The sequence below is a fragment of the Mycobacteroides salmoniphilum genome (genome assembly GCF_004924335.1).
Classification (GTDB): Bacteria; Actinomycetota; Actinomycetes; order Mycobacteriales; family Mycobacteriaceae; genus Mycobacterium; species Mycobacterium salmoniphilum.
The window spans coordinates 508,044-524,141 of record NZ_CP024633.1; the positions used below are offsets into that span (position 1 = coordinate 508,044).

Annotated in this window: 18 protein-coding genes; 11 read left to right on the forward strand and 7 right to left on the reverse strand. The window is 63.7% G+C overall.

What is annotated here, in order from left to right:
* The first annotated feature begins 67 nt into the window (after positions 1 to 67).
* The 5 genes from ipdE1 to DSM43276_RS02580 all read left to right on the forward strand — a co-directional run bounded on the left by ipdE1 (position 68) and on the right by DSM43276_RS02580 (position 4,281).
* Complete coding sequence (gene ipdE1 / locus DSM43276_RS02560) at positions 68 to 1,243, forward strand: acyl-CoA dehydrogenase IpdE1 (RefSeq protein ID WP_078331311.1); 1,176 nt, start codon at positions 68 to 70, stop codon at positions 1,241 to 1,243.
* Positions 1,243 to 2,031, forward strand: a complete 789-nt coding sequence (ipdF, locus tag DSM43276_RS02565; RefSeq protein WP_078331271.1) for a (5R,7aS)-5-hydroxy-7a-methyl-1-oxo-2,3,5,6,7,7a-hexahydro-1H-indene-carboxyl-CoA reductase — start codon at positions 1,243 to 1,245, stop codon at positions 2,029 to 2,031. The genes ipdE1 and ipdF overlap by 1 nt, the downstream gene beginning before the upstream one ends.
* Positions 2,032 to 2,101: 70 nt before the next feature.
* Positions 2,102 to 2,734: a TetR/AcrR family transcriptional regulator gene (locus DSM43276_RS02570; RefSeq protein WP_169053026.1), complete on the forward strand. Its 633-nt coding sequence runs from the start codon at positions 2,102 to 2,104 to the stop codon at positions 2,732 to 2,734.
* A 28-nt stretch (positions 2,735 to 2,762) separates the two neighbouring features.
* A complete protein-coding gene (fadA6, locus tag DSM43276_RS02575; protein ID WP_078331269.1) occupies positions 2,763 to 3,911 on the forward strand; it encodes a steroid 3-ketoacyl-CoA thiolase FadA6 in 1,149 nt (382 codons plus the stop codon).
* Positions 3,912 to 3,951: 40 nt separating this feature from the next.
* Positions 3,952 to 4,281, forward strand: a complete 330-nt coding sequence (locus DSM43276_RS02580) for a hypothetical protein (RefSeq protein ID WP_234803114.1) — start codon at positions 3,952 to 3,954, stop codon at positions 4,279 to 4,281.
* On the opposite strand, the gene DSM43276_RS02585 is transcribed toward DSM43276_RS02580, so the two are convergent.
* The 5 genes from DSM43276_RS02585 to DSM43276_RS02605 all read right to left on the reverse strand — a co-directional run bounded on the left by DSM43276_RS02585 (position 4,278) and on the right by DSM43276_RS02605 (position 8,189).
* The gene (locus DSM43276_RS02585; protein ID WP_078331268.1) at positions 4,278 to 4,616 is read right to left on the reverse strand and encodes a hypothetical protein; all 339 of its coding nucleotides are present in this window, start codon (positions 4,614 to 4,616) and stop codon (positions 4,278 to 4,280) included. The two genes, DSM43276_RS02580 and DSM43276_RS02585, sit on opposite strands and share 4 nt — an antisense overlap.
* A gap of 69 nt (positions 4,617 to 4,685) precedes the next feature.
* Positions 4,686 to 5,762: a (3aS,4S,5R,7aS)-5-hydroxy-7a-methyl-1-oxo-octahydro-1H-indene-4-carboxyl-CoA dehydrogenase gene (ipdC, locus tag DSM43276_RS02590; RefSeq protein ID WP_078331267.1), complete on the reverse strand. Its 1,077-nt coding sequence runs from the start codon at positions 5,760 to 5,762 to the stop codon at positions 4,686 to 4,688.
* Positions 5,759 to 6,508: a CoA-transferase subunit beta gene (locus DSM43276_RS02595; RefSeq protein ID WP_078331266.1), complete on the reverse strand. Its 750-nt coding sequence runs from the start codon at positions 6,506 to 6,508 to the stop codon at positions 5,759 to 5,761. The genes ipdC and DSM43276_RS02595 overlap by 4 nt, the downstream gene beginning before the upstream one ends.
* A complete protein-coding gene (locus DSM43276_RS02600; RefSeq protein WP_078331265.1) occupies positions 6,505 to 7,386 on the reverse strand; it encodes a CoA transferase subunit A in 882 nt (293 codons plus the stop codon). Before DSM43276_RS02600 ends, DSM43276_RS02595 begins: the two co-directional genes overlap by 4 nt.
* A 32-nt stretch (positions 7,387 to 7,418) precedes the next feature.
* Entirely contained in the window at positions 7,419 to 8,189 is a 771-nt protein-coding gene (locus DSM43276_RS02605; protein ID WP_078313182.1) for an enoyl-CoA hydratase family protein, read from the reverse strand.
* Positions 8,190 to 8,283: 94 nt separating this feature from the next.
* Between DSM43276_RS02605 and DSM43276_RS02610 the strand changes: the two genes are divergently transcribed.
* Together DSM43276_RS02610 and DSM43276_RS02615 are read left to right on the forward strand one after the other, a co-directional pair.
* Positions 8,284 to 9,066 (forward strand): SDR family oxidoreductase, encoded by a 783-nt coding sequence (locus DSM43276_RS02610; protein WP_078331264.1) that lies wholly within the window; start codon positions 8,284 to 8,286, stop codon positions 9,064 to 9,066.
* Positions 9,067 to 9,069: 3 nt separating this feature from the next.
* On the forward strand, positions 9,070 to 9,981 hold the full coding sequence (locus DSM43276_RS02615) for an SDR family oxidoreductase (protein WP_078331263.1): 912 nt from the start codon (positions 9,070 to 9,072) through the stop codon (positions 9,979 to 9,981).
* A gap of 60 nt (positions 9,982 to 10,041) precedes the next feature.
* Here the strand turns inward: DSM43276_RS02615 and DSM43276_RS02620 are convergent, their stop codons facing one another.
* Positions 10,042 to 10,545: a nitroreductase family deazaflavin-dependent oxidoreductase gene (locus DSM43276_RS02620; protein WP_078331262.1), complete on the reverse strand. Its 504-nt coding sequence runs from the start codon at positions 10,543 to 10,545 to the stop codon at positions 10,042 to 10,044.
* Between the two features lie 17 nt (positions 10,546 to 10,562).
* On the opposite strand from DSM43276_RS02620, the gene DSM43276_RS02625 reads away from it, so the two are divergent.
* Positions 10,563 to 10,949, forward strand: coding sequence for a DUF8021 domain-containing protein (locus DSM43276_RS02625; RefSeq protein WP_078331261.1), 387 nt, complete (start codon positions 10,563 to 10,565; stop codon positions 10,947 to 10,949).
* 115 nt (positions 10,950 to 11,064) lie between these two features.
* On the forward strand, positions 11,065 to 12,321 hold the full coding sequence (locus DSM43276_RS02630; protein ID WP_078331260.1) for a cytochrome P450: 1,257 nt from the start codon (positions 11,065 to 11,067) through the stop codon (positions 12,319 to 12,321).
* 46 nt (positions 12,322 to 12,367) lie between these two features.
* Here the strand turns inward: DSM43276_RS02630 and DSM43276_RS02635 are convergent, their stop codons facing one another.
* Complete coding sequence (locus tag DSM43276_RS02635) at positions 12,368 to 13,528, reverse strand: steroid 3-ketoacyl-CoA thiolase (RefSeq protein ID WP_078331259.1); 1,161 nt, start codon at positions 13,526 to 13,528, stop codon at positions 12,368 to 12,370.
* A gap of 217 nt (positions 13,529 to 13,745) precedes the next feature.
* Here DSM43276_RS02635 and DSM43276_RS02640 point away from each other — a divergent pair, with 217 nt between their 5' ends.
* Complete coding sequence (locus DSM43276_RS02640; protein ID WP_078324689.1) at positions 13,746 to 15,005, forward strand: cytochrome P450; 1,260 nt, start codon at positions 13,746 to 13,748, stop codon at positions 15,003 to 15,005.
* A 23-nt stretch (positions 15,006 to 15,028) separates the two neighbouring features.
* Positions 15,029 to 16,090, forward strand: coding sequence for an acyl-CoA dehydrogenase family protein (locus DSM43276_RS02645; protein ID WP_078331258.1), 1,062 nt, complete (start codon positions 15,029 to 15,031; stop codon positions 16,088 to 16,090).
* Positions 16,091 to 16,098: the final 8 nt, after the last annotated feature.

Here is a 16,098-nt window from a genome sequence, read left to right on the forward strand (position 1 = left end):
GTGCTTGGTAGGTTAGCCTACAGGTGTGGGTGAGTTCCAAGCGGCTTCCGAGCGTCCGTTATCGGAGATCTCCGATGATGGGGATGAGTCGCTCGCGCGAAGACCAGACGATGAAGTGCGTGCCGAGATCCGGGAATGGCTGGCCGAGAACCTGGTCGGTGAGTTCGCAGAACTGAAGGGCCTTGGTGGCCCCGGCAGCGAGCATGAGGCCTTCGAAGAGCGCCTTGCCTGGAACCGCCACCTGGCTGCCGCAGGCTGGACCTGCCTGGGCTGGCCCGTCGAGCATGGGGGACGCGGAGCCACCGTGAGTCAGCGCGTCATCTTCTACGAGGAGTACGCGCGCGCCGAGGCGCCGCACAAGGTGAACCACCTGGGCGAGGAGCTGCTTGGTCCTACGCTCATCGCCTACGGCACCCCCGAACAGCAGCAGCGCTTCCTTCCGGCCATCCGCGATGTCACGGAGCTGTGGTGTCAGGGCTATTCGGAACCTGGCGCGGGATCGGACCTGGCGAATGTATCTACCACCGCGGTGCTCGATGGTGACGAGTGGGTGATCAACGGGCAGAAGGTGTGGACCTCGCTGGCCCTGCAGTCGCAGTGGTGCTTCGTGATCGCGCGTACCGAACCCGGATCGGCGCGTCATCATGGCCTGTCGTATCTGCTTGTACCCCTTGATCAGCCGGGGGTCGAGATTCGGCCGATCATCCAGCTGACCAGCACCTCGGAGTTCAATGAGGTGTTCTTTGACAATGCGCGTACTGGCGCCGATCTGGTGGTGGGAGAGCCCGGCGATGGTTGGCGGGTGGCCATGGGCACCCTGACCTTCGAACGCGGTGTCTCGACGCTGGGTAACCAGATCACCTATGCCCGTGAACTTTCCCGGCTGGCGGGGCTCGCCAAGTCCAATGGCTCGGCGGATGATCCGGCGATCCGGGAGCGCCTTGCCCAGGCCTACGTAGGGCTTCGCACCATGCGTGCCTACGCGCTGGCCACCATGGACGAGGAGCGCCCCGGTCAGGACAATGTATCAAAGCTGTTGTGGGCCAACTGGCATCGCGATTTGGGAGAGCTTGCGATGGAGATCATCGGAAAGTCGACTCTGTTGACCGATGACGGCGAGATGGACGAGTGGCAGCGACTGTTCCTCTTCTCGCGCGCCGACACGATCTATGGCGGCTCCAACGAGATCCAACGCAACATTATTTCCGAGCGGGTGCTCGGTTTACCCAGAGAGGCGCGCTAGTGAGCTTGTCGCAGGCACCGGAAGAGATTGCCGGGCACGGACTTCTGAAGGGCAAGGCGGTTATCATCACCGCCGCGGCGGGCACCGGTATTGGATCTTCCACCGCGCGCCGTGCCCTGGCCGAGGGGGCCGACGTCGTCGTCTCCGACTATCACGAGCGTCGACTCACCGAGACCCGTGACGAGCTTGCGGCGCTCGGGCTGGGCAAGGTGGCCGCGGTGGTCTGTGATGTCACCTCCACCGAAGCCGTGGATGCGCTGATCACCGAATCTGTTGCTGCCCTAGGCCGTATCGATGTGTTGGTGAACAATGCGGGGCTCGGTGGCGAGACTCCCGTCGCCGATATGACCGACGAGCAGTGGGACCGGGTTCTCGACGTCACCCTGACCTCCACCTTCCGCGCGACCCGTGCGGCGCTGCGGTACTTCCGTGAGGCCGGCCACGGCGGCGTCATCGTCAACAACGCGAGTGTGTTGGGCTGGCGCGCGCAGTACGGACAGTCGCACTACGCCGCCGCGAAGGCCGGCGTCATGGCGCTCACCCGGTGCAGTGCCATCGAGGCCGTCGAGCATGGTGTGCGCATCAATGCCGTCGCCCCGAGCATTGCCCGGCACAAATTCCTCGACAAGGTGACTTCCTCGGATCTACTGGACAAGCTGTCCTCCGATGAGGCGTTCGGTCGTGCTGCAGAGCCGTGGGAGATCGCTTCCACCATTGCCTTCCTGGCCAGCGATTACTCGAGCTACCTGACCGGCGAGGTCATCTCGGTGTCCAGCCAGCGGGCGTGACATGCGCCATGAAGCGCACTCAACGGTGACCAAACAAGCGCTTGGTTGATACAGTGGGGAGGTGGACAACGTGGCAGAAGTGCGAGAGCCCGACGCTCTTCGCGCAAGCGGCTCATCGCAGCCGTCTCGGCGTGACGAGCTGCTGAGCCTTGCGGCCGCCATGTTCGCCGAACGCGGTCTGCGCGCTACCACGGTGCGTGATATCGCCGATGCGGCGGGAATCCTGTCCGGCAGCCTCTATCACCACTTCGACTCCAAAGAAGCGATCGTGGACGAGCTGCTCCGCGACTTCCTCGAGGGACTGTTCACGCGGTACCGCGAAATCGCGGCGGCCAACCTGAACCCTGTCGACACCCTCAAGGGCCTGTTCCTGGCCTCGTTCGACGCGATCGAAACCAAGCACGCGCAGGTCGCCATCTACCAGGCGGAGGCGCCCAGACTGCTGTCGCAGGAGCGGTTCGCCTATCTGAACGAGCTCAACACCGAGCAGCGTGAGCTCTGGCTGGAAGTGCTGCGTGACGGCATTGCTCAGGGCTACTTCCGCCCGGATCTCGATGTGGCCGTGGTGTACCGGTTTATTCGCGACGCGACGTGGGTTTCGGTGCGCTGGTTCCGGCCTGGTGGTTCACGCACGGCGCAGGAAGTCGCCGAACAGTACCTCTCGATAGTCCTCGGCGGAATCACCACGAACAACGCCGTTTAGTCACCCGAATTGACAAAGGAGATTCACCATGCCTGAGGCGTACATCATCGACGCTGTGCGTACCGCTGTCGGTAAGCGCAACGGATCGCTGTCCACGGTGCACCCGCTGGATCTGGGTGCGGCCACCTTCAAGGGACTCTTCGACCGCGTCGACGTCGACCCCGACGCTATCGACGACGTGATCATGGGTGTGCTGGACGCCATCGGCGGACAGGCAGGCAATGCCGGACGCTTGGCATGGCTGGCCGGTGGATACCCGGAGGAGGTGCCGGGCTGCACCGTCGACCGTCAGTGTGGATCGAGCCAGCAGGCCATTTCCTTTGCCGCGCAGGCTGTTATGTCCGGTACCGCCGACCTGATCGTGGCCGGTGGTTTCCAGAACATGAGCCAGATTCCGATCTCGGCGGCGATGATTGTCGGCAAGGAGTACGGATTCACTTCGCCCACAGCCGAATCCGAGGGCTGGCTGCACCGCTACGGCGACCAGGAAATCTCCCAGTTCCGCGGCGCCGAGATGATCGCCGAGAAGTGGGACATCAGCCGCGAGGAGATGGAGCAGTTCGCACTCTCCAGCCATGAGCGGGCATTTGCCGCTATTCGCAACGGACACTTTGACAATGAGATCATCCCGGTCGGCGACTTCCGGGTCGACGAGGGGCCGCGCGAGAGCACGCTGGAGAAGATGGCGGGGCTCAAGACCCTGGTCGAGGGTGGGCGCCTCACCGCCGCACTGGCCAGTCAGATCTCCGACGGCGGCAGCGCCACCCTGGTCGCCTCGGAAGGCGCGGTGAAGGCGCATGGCCTCAAGCCGCGTGCCCGCATCCATCACATCAGCGCCCGCGGTGATGACCCGGTGTTCATGCTGACCGGCCCCATCCCCGCCACCAAGTACGCGCTGGCCAAGACCGGTCTGACGATGGACGATATCGACGTCGTCGAGATCAACGAGGCCTTCGCCCCCGTGGTGTTGGCATGGGCCAAGGAGTTGGACGTCGATCTGAAGAAGGTCAATCCCAACGGCGGCGCTATCGCGCTGGGTCATCCCTTGGGGGCCACCGGCGCCAAGTTGTTCGCCACCATGCTCAATGAGCTGGAGCGCACCGGAGGCAAGTACGGCCTGCAGACGATGTGTGAGGGCGGCGGCACTGCCAACGTCACCATCATCGAGCGCCTCTGATCGTTCTCGCCGTCGTGCATCCGAGGCGTAGCCTCAGGGAATGCGTGCTGGAATCCTGATCGGCGCGGCCGCGATGGCGTTGGGCGTCATCGCGAGCGGCGCCCCCGCATCTGCCGAGCCGTGTCCACCGGAGGTTTGCAGCATTCCCGGATTGCCGGGCGGCAGTTTGCCCTTCAATCCGCAGATGTCTGACCTGCCGCAAGACCCGATGTGGATGGGCCAGGCCTGGGATTGGTTGAGCAAGCGGGACAACACGGGCATGTTCAATGCCCCGGGGCCTGCCGAGTTCATTCGATCGCAGCCATCCGACTCGGGGATCCCGGAGCAGGCCCCTCCAGCCTTACCGGGGCCTGCTCTGCCGGGCGACTAGTCCTGAGCCCACGTTCCGTAGGGCACATCAGGATCGGTGCCCAGTGGAGTGGACGGATCGGCTCCACCGATATCAGTTGCGTGGTCCGGCACGTACGGATCGGTTCCGTACGGCACGCCGGGATTTGCGCCTCCCACGGATTGGTCTTGCCGCAATACGTGGCTGCGGCCGCGGTCTGTGGGTAACTCCATGGAGCCCTGCTTCGGGGTGTGAATCCCATGGTTGGGGACGGACGGCTGGTCGTTATCGGCGGCGGCGAGGGGCGCGAGCATGATCGCCGCTCCCGCCGCCAAACAACAGGCAGCTGTCGAGAAGGTGAACTTTCGGAACGTCATACGTCCAGAGTTCTCCTGCAGTCTGTGAATCAGCTGTCGGTCGGACAGGAATCAGCTGGGGAGAAGCACCTAGATAATGGTGGCGTTCGCTGCCGTGAGGTGCGCGACGGCTTCGGTGACGATCGCGTCGATCAGCTCCTGGCAGCTCGGCAGGTCATCGAGGATGCCGGCGACCTGACCAGAGGCGAGAACACCGGCGCCGGCATTTCCTTCGACGAGGCCGGCTTTCAGCAGCATCGGGGTGTTCGCCGCCATGAGCACCTGTGACCAGGTGAGCTCCTTGCCGTGGCGCATCGCCAGGCCGTCCTTGACCATGGACCGCCAGGTCATGCCCGTCATCTTCTTGAACTTGGCCGCGTTCAGGATCGCGGCGCTAAAACCGCGCACCCGAGAACCGCTTTCGAGCTTCTCCACCAGCTCGGTACGCAACACCCGGTGCGGCATGCCGTCAACGCGAGTCGATACCACGGTCCCGCCGAGATCGGAGGCCAGGTAGCGCTGCTTGACGGCATCCGGCACGCTGCTATCGGAGGTCAGCAGGAATCGGGTGCCCATGGCGACACCGGCCGCGCCGTAGGACAGCGCTGCCGCGAGGCCACGCCCGTCGAAGAATCCGCCGGCGGCAATGACCGGCATTCCGGTGTCCTTGACCGCGTCGAGCACCGAGGGCAACAGCAGGGTTGTCGCGACCGGACCGGTGTGTCCACCGCCCTCGCCGCCCTGCACGATCACGGCGTCGGCGCCCCACGCCGCGACCTTCTTGGCATGCTTGGCCGCGCCGATGGATGGAACCACCACGACGCCATTGTCTTTCAGTTTCGCGATCAGATCCTGCTTGGGTGCCAGCGCAAACGAGGCGACCCTGACCTTCTCGCGGATCAGCAGATCGATGCGCTCCGTGGCGTCACCGGCGTCGGCGCGAATGTTCACACCGAACGGCCTATCGGTCAGCGACTTCGTCTTCGCGACCGCCGTGACCAGTTCCTCCAGTGTCATGGTCGCCGAGGCGAGAATGCCCAGACCGCCGGCGTTGGAGGTGGCGGCAACCAGGCGCGGCCCCGCCACCCAGCCCATGCCCGTCTGCACGACGGGATGGTCGATGCCGACCAGCTCGGTCAGCGGTGTCCTGAGGACCGGCGCGCTCACGCCTTGACTTCCTTGTCCCGGAATGACTTCGGATCAATCACCTCGCGGATGATCCGCAACTCTTCCTCGGTGGGCAACCGGGTCTGGCCGGCGTCGGCCAGACCGTGCACCTCGAAGCTGGTGTTGGACGCGACGTCCTCGGCCGAGACCCCGGGGTGCAGGGTCAGTGCTTGCATCTCATGGTTGGGGCCGTTGAAGTCGAACACACCCAGGTTGGAGATCACCCGGAACACGTTGAGGTACTTGAAGGCGGGGTTCGCGGGGTCGGCCTTGTCATATCCGACGCCGGACACGATGTCGACGGAGTTGCCGAAGACCCGCGTCGAGTGGTTACCCACCCAGTACGAGGTGGCGTGGTTGATGGTGTTTCCCGGAGCGCCGCGCACACCGAACATCTGCCGGGTGGGTTGTTGCAGTGGCCCGAACGCAGAGAGGTTCTGATTGCCGTAGCGGTCAATCTGGTTGGCGCCCATGACAACATGCCGACGGCCGGAGGCCACCACATCGAACACCTTGCGGAAGGGCATCCATCCCTCGATCGGAGAGGTGCCGCCAATCGCCGGTGTCTCGGCCATCAGGACGGCCTCGCCGTCGGAGAGCACCAGATCGGGAGAGAAGGTCAGGCGGGCCAGCCGGGCGCCGACGGTGGACATCGTCGACATCGCGGAGGCCATGATCTCGCCTGCGTCCCTGAACAACTCGGCGCATGCGACGGCGCATATCTCGGCGCGGGTTGCCTCACTCATGCCTGCTGCTCCTTAAAGCGCTTGACGGCTGCCTGGTAGTCCACTTCGGAACCGGACAGGTATGTGTCGACGAACTGCTGCCAGGTCTCCGGATCACCGGCCGCCTCGGCATAGTGGCGCTGGAACTTCTCGTCACGGCCGTAATCGGCGGCACCGATGGTGAAGTGCGCGCCACCGGGCGCCTCGACCACCTTGTCGACCATCATGCGATTCAGCAGAAGGGATTGCAGAGGAACGGCTTTCACCAGCTCCTCGGTGGAGACGATCTTCTCCACCGAAAGGTAGCGGCGCTCAGCGGCCAGGCAGTAGAGGTCGTCGAAGTACGGGTCGACGCCGGTGTAGGCGGCGTTTCCGGTGGCATCACCCAGGTTCAGGTGCACGAACGCGGCATCCAGGTTCAGCGCGGGCATCGCGACCAGGGTCTCCGCATGTCCCGACGAGTCCGCGTACGGCGACGTGACGGTCTTGAGTTCGTCGCCCCAGAAGTTCATGACGTCGGATCCCAGCCCGGCCCGGATAGGCAGGAACGGCAGTCGGGCGGCGGCAGCCTCCAGACCGCATTTGATCATGCCCTCATCCATCTCGCGGGACTCGATCGCACCTGTGGTGCGCGCCTTGGCGAACCACGGATCATAGAACGGCGGTGAATCCAGGGAGACGAAGCCGTAGTAGGCCTTCTTCACTTTGCCCGCAGAACACAGCAGGCCCAAGTCCGGTCCACCGTAGGTCACGACCGTCAAATCCTTGATATCCGAACGTAGAATCGCACGTACGAAGGCCATCGGCTTGCGGCGTGAACCCCAGCCACCGAGGCCGATGGTCATGCCGCTGCGCAGCTCGGCGACGACCTCCTCGAGTGAAGATCGTTTGTCGCTCATATTTTCTCCTCTTCGCGCAAGCGGCTCATCGGCTACTGTCCCTTCGGCTTTCCGGTCTCGACGAATGCGTCACGGTGCTCGTCGGCGACGCCCGCCAGATTGAGCTCGAATGTGAAGCCCTGTTCCATGCGGTAGCTCGACTCGACGTCCTGCGGGTCGATGAAGTTGATGGCTTCCTTGGCTGCCCGGATTACCCGGGTGTCCTTGGCGGCGATGTCGCGTGCCACGCGGAGCGCGGCTTCGTCGAGCTCCTCGCGCGGCACCACCTCGTGGATGGATCCATAGTGGTGCAACGTCTTTGCATCGATCTTGGCTGCCGTATAGAACATCCGGCGCATGACATGCTGGGGGACCAGTCGCTGCAGATGGGTAGCGGTGCCGAGCGCGCCGCGGTCCACCTCCGGCACGCTGAACACCGCATCGTCGGAGGCGACGATCACATCGGCGTTGCCCACCAAGCCAATTCCACCGCCGAGGCAGAAACCGTTGACGGCGGCGATGACGGGCACCTTGCAGCGATACACCGCGCTGAAGGCCTCGAAACAGCCGCGGTTGGTGTCGATCAGCGCGGTGTAGCCCTTACCCTCGGCTTGGGTGGCCTGCATCTCTTTGATGTCGGCGCCCGCGTTGAACCCGCGGCCCTCGGCCCGCAGGATCACCACATGGGTGGACGGGTCATTGCCCGCAGCCAAGATGGCGTCGGCCAGTTCAAACCATCCGCGCGAGGGGATGGCATTGACCTTCGGGTAGTCGACGGTGACGGTGACGATGCCCGGTTCAACCGTCGCGGTGATGATGCCCATGAGACTCCTCAAGGTACCGAAACAAGCACTTGCTTGGTACGCTACCATGGCTCGAAAGCGCAGGACAAACAGCAGGAATACAACGAGGAGCCACGTGCGAACCCCTTACGAACTCGGCCTCGAGGGCCGCGTCGTGCTGGTCACCGGAGGTGTCCGCGGCGTCGGTGCCGGGATCAGCCGGGTGTTCGACGAGCTCGGCGCGACGGTGATTACCTGCGCACGCCGCCCCGGTGAGACCCCCTACGAATTCCATTCCTGCGATGTCCGCGACGAAGAGTCGGTGGACGCGCTCATCAACTCCATCGTGTCCGGGCACGGTCGCCTGGATGCCGTGGTGAACAACGCCGGCGGAGCCCCCTTTGCACTGGCCGCCGACGCGAGCCACAACTTTCACCGCAAGATCATCGAGCTGAACTTGCTCGCCGCTCTGCTCGTCTCGCAGCGTGCCAATGCCGTGATGCAGCGGCAGGACGACGGCGGCACCATCGTCAACATCACCAGCGTGAGCGCGAGCCGGCCCTCGCCGGGCACTGCCGCGTACGGCGCGGCCAAGGCCGGACTGGAGAGTCTTACCCGGAGCCTGGCCGTGGAATGGGCACCCAAGGTGCGGGTAAACGCACTGGCCGCCGGAATGATCCGCACCGAGCTCTCAGAAATGCATTATGGCGACGAAGACGGGATCGCCTCCGTCGGTGCGACGGTGCCGCTGGGTCGTCTTGCCAACCCCGATGAGATCGGTTGGACCGCAGCATTTCTTGCCTCACCCTTGTCGTCCTATGTGACCGGGTCGGTCCTTACGGTTCACGGCGGAGGAGAGCGCCCCGCGTTTCTCGACGCCGCAAATGTCAACAGCAATGAGAACGGCGAAAAGGAATAGAACATGCCAGGTTTGCTCGACGGTCGGGTCGTCATCATCACCGGCGCAGGCCGGGGTATTGGTCGTGCGCACGCGCTGGCGTTCGCCGCCGAGGGCGCACGCGTGGTTGTCAACGACATCGGTGTGGGCCTGGATGGATCGGCGGGCACCAGCCCGGCACAGGAAGTCGTCGAGGAGATCAAGGCCGCGGGTGGCGAGGCCGTCACCAATGGTGACGATGTCGCCGACTGGAACGGTGCCAAGAACCTGATCGACACCGCAGTCAATTCTTTTGGCCGCCTGGACGTTCTGGTCAACAACGCCGGGTTTCTGCGGGACCGGATGCTCGCCAACATGAGCGAGGAGGAGTGGGACGCGGTGATCCGCGTGCATCTCAAGGGGCACTTTGCGCCCTTGCGGCACGCTGCCGCGTATTGGCGCGATGAGTTCAAGGCCGGCAACACGGTGGACGCGCGCATCATCAACACCAGCTCCGCCGCCGGGCTGCAAGGCAGTGTCGGGCAAGGGAACTACGCAGCAGCCAAGGCCGGTATCGCCACCTTGACCCTGCAGGCTGCCGCCGAGATGGGCCGCTATGGCATCACCGTCAACGCCATCGCTCCAGCCGCGCGTACCCGGATGACCGAGGCGGTCTTCGCCGAGACCATGGCCAAGCCCGAGGACGGCGCGTTCGACGCGATGGCGCCGGAGAACGTCTCGCCGCTGGTGGTGTGGCTGGGCAGCCCGGAGTCTCGCGAGGTCACAGGGAAGGTGTTCGAGGTCGAAGCGGGCGTCATTCGCGTCGCCGAAGGCTGGGCGCACGGTCCGCAGGTGGATAAGGGAGCTCGTTGGGATCCAAGTGAATTGGGCCCAGTGGTCGCCGACCTGCTCGGCAAGGCGCGCACGCCGGTCCCGGTGTACGGCAGCCAGTCTTAACTCCGCCGACGCGGCGTGTCGACATGGGGCCCTAGGGCTCCAGGTGGGATGTCGCGGTACTTACGCCCGCTCCAGGATGACGACCGGGATCTTGCGGGTCGTGTACGACTGGTACGTGTCGAAGTCCGCGTACAGCTCGACCAGCTTGGGCCAGTAGTACGCGCGTTCCTCATCGGTGGCGGTGTGCGCCGTCATCGCTCGGATATCGCCCTTTATCTGAACGGTGACTTCAGAATTCGCCTTCAGGTTGAGGTACCACGCCGGGTTGGCATCACGTCCGCCTTGCGATGCGACCAGGACAAACCTGTCTCCGTCGGCTAGATAGAGCAGCGCGCTCAGCCGCTTCTGGCCGGTCTTTCGACCGGTGGTGGTCAGCAGTAGCACCGGTATGCCCCACGGGAAAGCCGCACCCACACGCCACTTTCCGCCGAGGCGGCCGTCGGTGCGCTGGTACAGCCAGACGTTGACTGTGGTCATCCACTTGATGAGCTTGCCGGCGAATTCGGAGTTCAACTGGGCGGGCGCGTTCGCGGATGAGCCGCTCGCGGGTAGACCATCAGACATGGCCCTATGCTACGAGGGTGTCAACACCTGAAGCCTCAGACGACGTGCGTATTGCCGCGGCGAATGCATACATCGAAGCCCTCGTCACACATCAGGCGGACGCGGTGCCATTCGCTCCGGAATGTGTGCGGATCGAGCAGGGTGTGAAGACCGGATTCTCCGGAGATCACTTGCGGCGCAGCCTGAACAACGGTCCGCAGTTCCGCTCGATCGAGGCCGCCTCCAACCGGCAGTTCCGTGTTGAGGGCGAGAATGTCGTCGCGAGTTTCATCATCGAAACCAAGGCCAAGGTGGCCGGGTGGCGTGTCGTCGCCAAAGTGGACGAGACATTCAAAATTCCGGCGGATGACCCGCGGATTCACCACATCCGGGCGATCTTCGTCCCGAAGCTGTCACGCGTCTAGAACATGTTCTAGATCTGCGGTTTTTCTGCCGCGCACCCTTGTCCTGGGGTCGATTTCTGTGCTTCACTGCGACTAGAGCCAGTAGTGAAATGCATCACAGGCCGGGAGGTACAGCGTGGTACAGGCCCAACATCCCCAGTTGCCAGACGGTATCGACTTCACCGACCCCGAACTTTTCGTGCGCGGGATCCCCGAGCGCGAGCTCGCCGAGCTGCGCCGCGTAGCTCCCGTTTGGTGGAACCGAACACCGCATGGAGTCGCCGGGTTCGATGACGATGGCTTCTGGGTGGTGACAAAACATAAAGATGTTAAAGAGGTTTCGATACGCAGCGATGTGTTCTCGAGCGAGGCGAATACATCACTCCCACGCTATCCGGCCACCGCTGCGCGCGAGATGATCGAGGCCTCCTCGCATGTGGTCATGCTTTATATGGACCCGCCACGGCACACCCGGCTGAGGCAGATCATCAGTAAGGGCTTCACCCCTCGTGCGATCGGCAGACTGAGAGAAGAGCTGAACGATCGCGCCCAGGCGATCGCGAAGGCGGCGGCGCAGACACAGCATGGAGATTTCGTCGAACACGTGGCGTGCGAGCTGCCGCTGCAGGCCCTTGCGGGTCTGCTGGGCACGCCTCAGGAGGAGCGGGAAAAGCTCTTTCACTGGTCCAACATGCTCGTGGGGTCGGAAGAGTCCGAAGAGGATGCGCAGACTGCGCGTGTCGAACTGCTGACGTACGCCATGCAAATGGCGGCGAGCAAAATTGCCGAGCCGGGTGATGACATCTGCACGGCGCTGGTGAATGCCGATGTGGACGGGCAGAAACTCTCCGAGGACGAGTTCGGGTTCTTTGTCATGATGCTGGCGGTGGCAGGCAATGAGACTACGCGCAACTCGATCACACACGGCATGCGAGCGTTCACTCAATTCCCGGAGCAGTGGGAGCTGTACAAGAAGGAACGTCCCGAGACGGCCGCCGATGAAATCGTACGGTGGGCGACTCCGGTCACGTCCTTTCAGCGGACAGCGTTGCAGGACACCGAACTTGGTGATGTACAGATCAAGAAGGGGCAGCGCGTGGTCATGATGTACCGCAGCGCCAACTTCGATGAAGACGTCTTTCCGGATCCGTTCATCTTCGACATCATGCGAACCCCGAACCCGCACGTCGGCTTCGGCGGTACCGGCGAGCACTATTGTGTCGGTGCCAATCTGGCGCGCATGACCATCAACCTCATGTTCAACGCCATCGCAGACTACCTGCCTGATCTCGCCTCTGCCGGGGAACCGGAGCGGCTGCGGTCGGGATGGCTCAACGGTGTCAAACACTGGGAGGTCGACTTCTGCCCGGCGGGATTCGGGCGGGCCAGCTGACGAAAAAGCCCCCGACACGGTGGTGTCGGGGGCTTTCGCGAAGGTGCTAAATCCGCTCGATGATGGTGCCGGTGGACAGTGCGCCGCCAGCGCACATGGTGATCAAAGCCGTTGACTTGTTGGTCCGTTCGAGCTCGTAGAGCGCCGTGGTGATCAGGCGGGCACCGGTGCTGCCCACCGGGTGGCCCAGGGCGATCGCGCCACCATTGACGTTCACGCGGTCGAAGTCCGGCTTGTGTACGGAGGCCCAGGACAGCACCACCGAGGCAAAGGCCTCATTGATCTCGACAACATCGATATCGCCGATCTTCATGCCGGCACGGTCCAGCACGCGCTGTGTCGACTGCACCGGGCCGTCCAGGTGGTAATAGGGCTCGGCGCCGACGAGGGCCTGCGACACGATGCGGGCGCGGGGCTTCAGGCCCAGGGCGCGGGCCTTGTCCTCGTCCATGAGAAGCACCGCGGCGGCACCGTCGGAAATCTGCGAAGAGGTACCGGCTGTGTGAATACCTTCCGGTATAACGGGTTTCAGGTTTCCCAGGGACTCCAGGGTGGTGTCGCGCAGCCCCTGATCCTTGCTGATGGTCAAGGTCTCGCCGGTGAGATTGCCTTCCTTGTCCACCTCAGGGGCGTCCAGCGCGGTGATCTCACGATCGAAGCGGCCCTCGGCCCAGGCCTGCTTGGCCAGTGTCTGCGAACGCACCCCGAGACCGTCCACATCGGCGCGAGTGATTCCGCGGCGCTTGGCAATCCGCTCGGCGGCCTCGAACTGGTTGGGCATATCGATATCCCACGAGGCGGGGCGCGGGATGCCGGTGCCGCCGACGTTGGCGCCGAGTGGGACGCGGCTCATCGATTCGATACCGCAGGCGATGCCGGTGTCGATGGCACCGGAGTAGATCAGGCCGGCGATGAGGTGGTTCGCCTGCTGGGCGCTGCCGCACTGGCAGTCGATGGTGGTTGCGCCGGTGGCCTCGGGCAGCCCGGCGTGCAGCCATGCCTGCCGGGTGATGTGCCCGCCCTGCTCACCGAACTGGGTCACACAGCCACCGATGACCTGCTCGACCTCGTGGGGATCGAGACCGGCACGGGCGATCACCGACTTCTGGATGCTGCCGAGAAGCTCGGCGGGATGCAGCCCCGCGAGCCATCCACCGCGTTTGCCGATGGCACTACGCGTCGCTTCGACGATGACCGGATTACCCATGGAGCTGCTCCTTTGCGCTCTGAACGTTGACTTCACGGTAGAACACGTTCCAGTCTGTAAGCAATGAGAACGTGTTCTCCCCCCATGCACCACGTTTTGTCTGCGCTGATCGTGTGCTTCAATGGGGCTAGAGAGTGTCGTATCTCACTCGGCCCTCACTAGATGCTCTAACAAGATCGTCCCAGAATGACGCCCCGAAAGGCCATAGGAGTTCAACGTGGTGCACCCCAGCCTTCCCGCCGGATTCGACTTCACCGACCCGGAGGTCTACGCAGAACGGCTCCCGATCGAGGAGCTCAAGGAGCTACGGAAGACGGCTCCCATTTGGTGGCAGGAGCAGCCCGACGGCATCGGCGGCTTCAATGACGGCGGGTATTGGGTCGTCTCCAAGCACAAGGACGTCAAGGAGGTGTCCCTGCGTAGCGATGTCTTCTCCAGCTGGGAGAACACCGCCATCCCGCGATTCCAGGACGACATCACCCGCGAGGCCATCGAGCTGCAGCGCTACGTCATGCTCAACATGGACGCCCCGCATCACACGCGGCTGCGCAAGATCATCTCCCGCGGTTTCACGCCGCGCGCGATTGGTCGGCTGCGCGACGAGCTGAACGAGCGCGCTCAACAGATCGCGAAGAACGCGGCGGCGAGCGGCAGCGGTGACTTCGTTGAGCAGGTGTCCTGCGAGTTGCCGCTGCAGGCGATTGCCGGTCTACTCGGGGTGCCCATCGAGGATCGGGGCAAGCTCTTCAACTGGTCCAACGAGATGACTTCGTACGACGACCCCGAGTTCTCGCACATCGATCCGGCGGCGTCGTCGATGGAGATCCTGGCCTACTCGATGGAGATGGCGAAGCAGAAGTCCGAGAATCCCGGCGAGGACATCGTGACCACGCTCATCAACGCCGAGGTCGAGGGCGAAGGCAAGCTCTCCGATGACGAGTTCGGCTTCTTCGTGATCATGCTCGCGGTGGCAGGTAACGAGACCTCACGCAACTCGATCACCCAGGGCATGATGGCGTTCACTCAGTTTCCGGAGCAGTGGGAGCTGTACAAGAAGGAGCGTCCGGAGACCGCGGCCGATGAAATTGTCCGCTGGGCGACCCCCGTCACGTCTTTCCAGCGGACTGCGCTGGAGGACACCGAGCTCGGTGGCGTGCAGATCAAGAAGGGGCAGCGCGTGGTCATGATGTACCGCAGCGCCAACTTCGACGAAGAGGTCTTCGAGGATCCATTCAGCTTCAACGTCATGCGCAACCCCAACCCGCACATGGGATTCGGTGGTAGCGGTGCGCATTTCTGCATCGGCGCGAACCTGGCCCGGCTGACCATCAACCTGATGTTCAACGCCATCGCCGATCACATGCCGAACCTGGCTCCGGCCGGCGATCCGAAGCGGCTGCAGTCCGGCTGGCTCAACGGCATCAAGCACTGGCAGGTTGACTTCAACGGCGCCAGCGGTTGCCCGGTTCTGCATTAATTAATCAAAAGGACACGCACGCTATGGATTTCGCTTTCGCAGAGGAGCAGCAGGCTGTCTCCGATGTGGTCGAAGCGGTGCTCGCCGATCGTGAGTTCATCGGTGTGGTGCCCGCGGTCGGATACGACGAGGGATTGTGGCAGTCGCTGGCTGGTAATGGTGTCCTGAACCTCGCCCTTCCCGACCGGCTGGGTGGTGACGGACTGGGGCTGTCCGAGGTGTCGGTGGCGTTGCGGGTGCTCGGGAAGCACGGTGCGTTGACGCCGGCGCTGGCGACGCTCGGATTCGGCGTGGTTCCCCTGGTGGAGCTGGCCTCTGCGGAGCAGCAGGACAGATTCCTCGAGGGCGTCGGCTCCGGCGGAATACTCACCGCGGCTCTCGATGAGCCCGGGTCCGCGTTACCTTCGTCGCCCTCGGTTTCTGCCGTACGTGATGGGTCCTCACTGCTGTTGAACGGCCGCAAGATCGGCGTTCTGCATGCGGCCGAGGCGAATTGGATACTTGTCACCACCGACAACGGCGTCGTTGTGGTGGCACCCAATACTCCGGGCGTCACGATCGCCCGGACACCGACCGCCAGTAAGGCCGCCGAGTACGCGGTGACATTCGCCGACGCGTCGGTACCCGATTCGGATGTGTTGACCGGATCTGTTGAGCGAGTGAACCAGCTTGCCCTGGCGGTGATCGGCTCCTACGCGGACGGATTGGTTTCCGGCGCCCTGCGTCTGACGGCCGATCATGTGTCGAATCGGGTGCAGTTCGGCAAGCCGTTGGCCACCTTCCAGGCGGTTTCGCAGCAACTGGCGGACGTGTACGTAGTTTCACGGACGCTGAACCTCGGTGTCACCTCTGCGGTGTGGCGTCTCTCGGCGGGTCTTGATGCGACCGAGGATCTGGACATCGTCGCGTTCTGGCTAGCCTCGGAGGCGCAGCGCGTCATGCAGATCTGCCACCACCTCCATGGCGGTCTCGGCGTCGACATCACGTATCCGATGAACCGTTACTACTCGACCATCAAGGACCTGAGCCGCCTGGTCGGCGGGTCCTCCGAGCGCTTGGACGTTCTCGCCGCGGCGCAGGTTTAGGAGCCAGG

What these genes read in the sequence shown, in the direction of transcription:
- DSM43276_RS02620 (WP_078331262.1), bottom strand. Translation starts at nt 10,545, where the DNA reads ATGTCTGATGGTCTACCCGCGAGCGGCTCATCCGCGAACGCGCCCGCC.
- DSM43276_RS02600 (WP_078331265.1), bottom strand. Translation starts at nt 7,386, where the DNA reads ATGAGCGACAAACGATCTTCACTCGAGGAGGTCGTCGCCGAGCTGCGC.
- DSM43276_RS02580 (WP_234803114.1), top strand. Translation starts at nt 3,952, where the DNA reads ATGCGTGCTGGAATCCTGATCGGCGCGGCCGCGATGGCGTTGGGCGTC.
- DSM43276_RS02635 (WP_078331259.1), bottom strand. Translation starts at nt 13,528, where the DNA reads ATGGGTAATCCGGTCATCGTCGAAGCGACGCGTAGTGCCATCGGCAAA.
- DSM43276_RS02615 (WP_078331263.1), top strand. Translation starts at nt 9,070, where the DNA reads ATGCCAGGTTTGCTCGACGGTCGGGTCGTCATCATCACCGGCGCAGGC.
- DSM43276_RS02605 (WP_078313182.1), bottom strand. Translation starts at nt 8,189, where the DNA reads ATGGGCATCATCACCGCGACGGTTGAACCGGGCATCGTCACCGTCACC.
- DSM43276_RS02595 (WP_078331266.1), bottom strand. Translation starts at nt 6,508, where the DNA reads ATGAGTGAGGCAACCCGCGCCGAGATATGCGCCGTCGCATGCGCCGAG.
- fadA6 (WP_078331269.1), top strand. Translation starts at nt 2,763, where the DNA reads ATGCCTGAGGCGTACATCATCGACGCTGTGCGTACCGCTGTCGGTAAG.
- DSM43276_RS02645 (WP_078331258.1), top strand. Translation starts at nt 15,029, where the DNA reads ATGGATTTCGCTTTCGCAGAGGAGCAGCAGGCTGTCTCCGATGTGGTC.
- DSM43276_RS02585 (WP_078331268.1), bottom strand. Translation starts at nt 4,616, where the DNA reads ATGACGTTCCGAAAGTTCACCTTCTCGACAGCTGCCTGTTGTTTGGCG.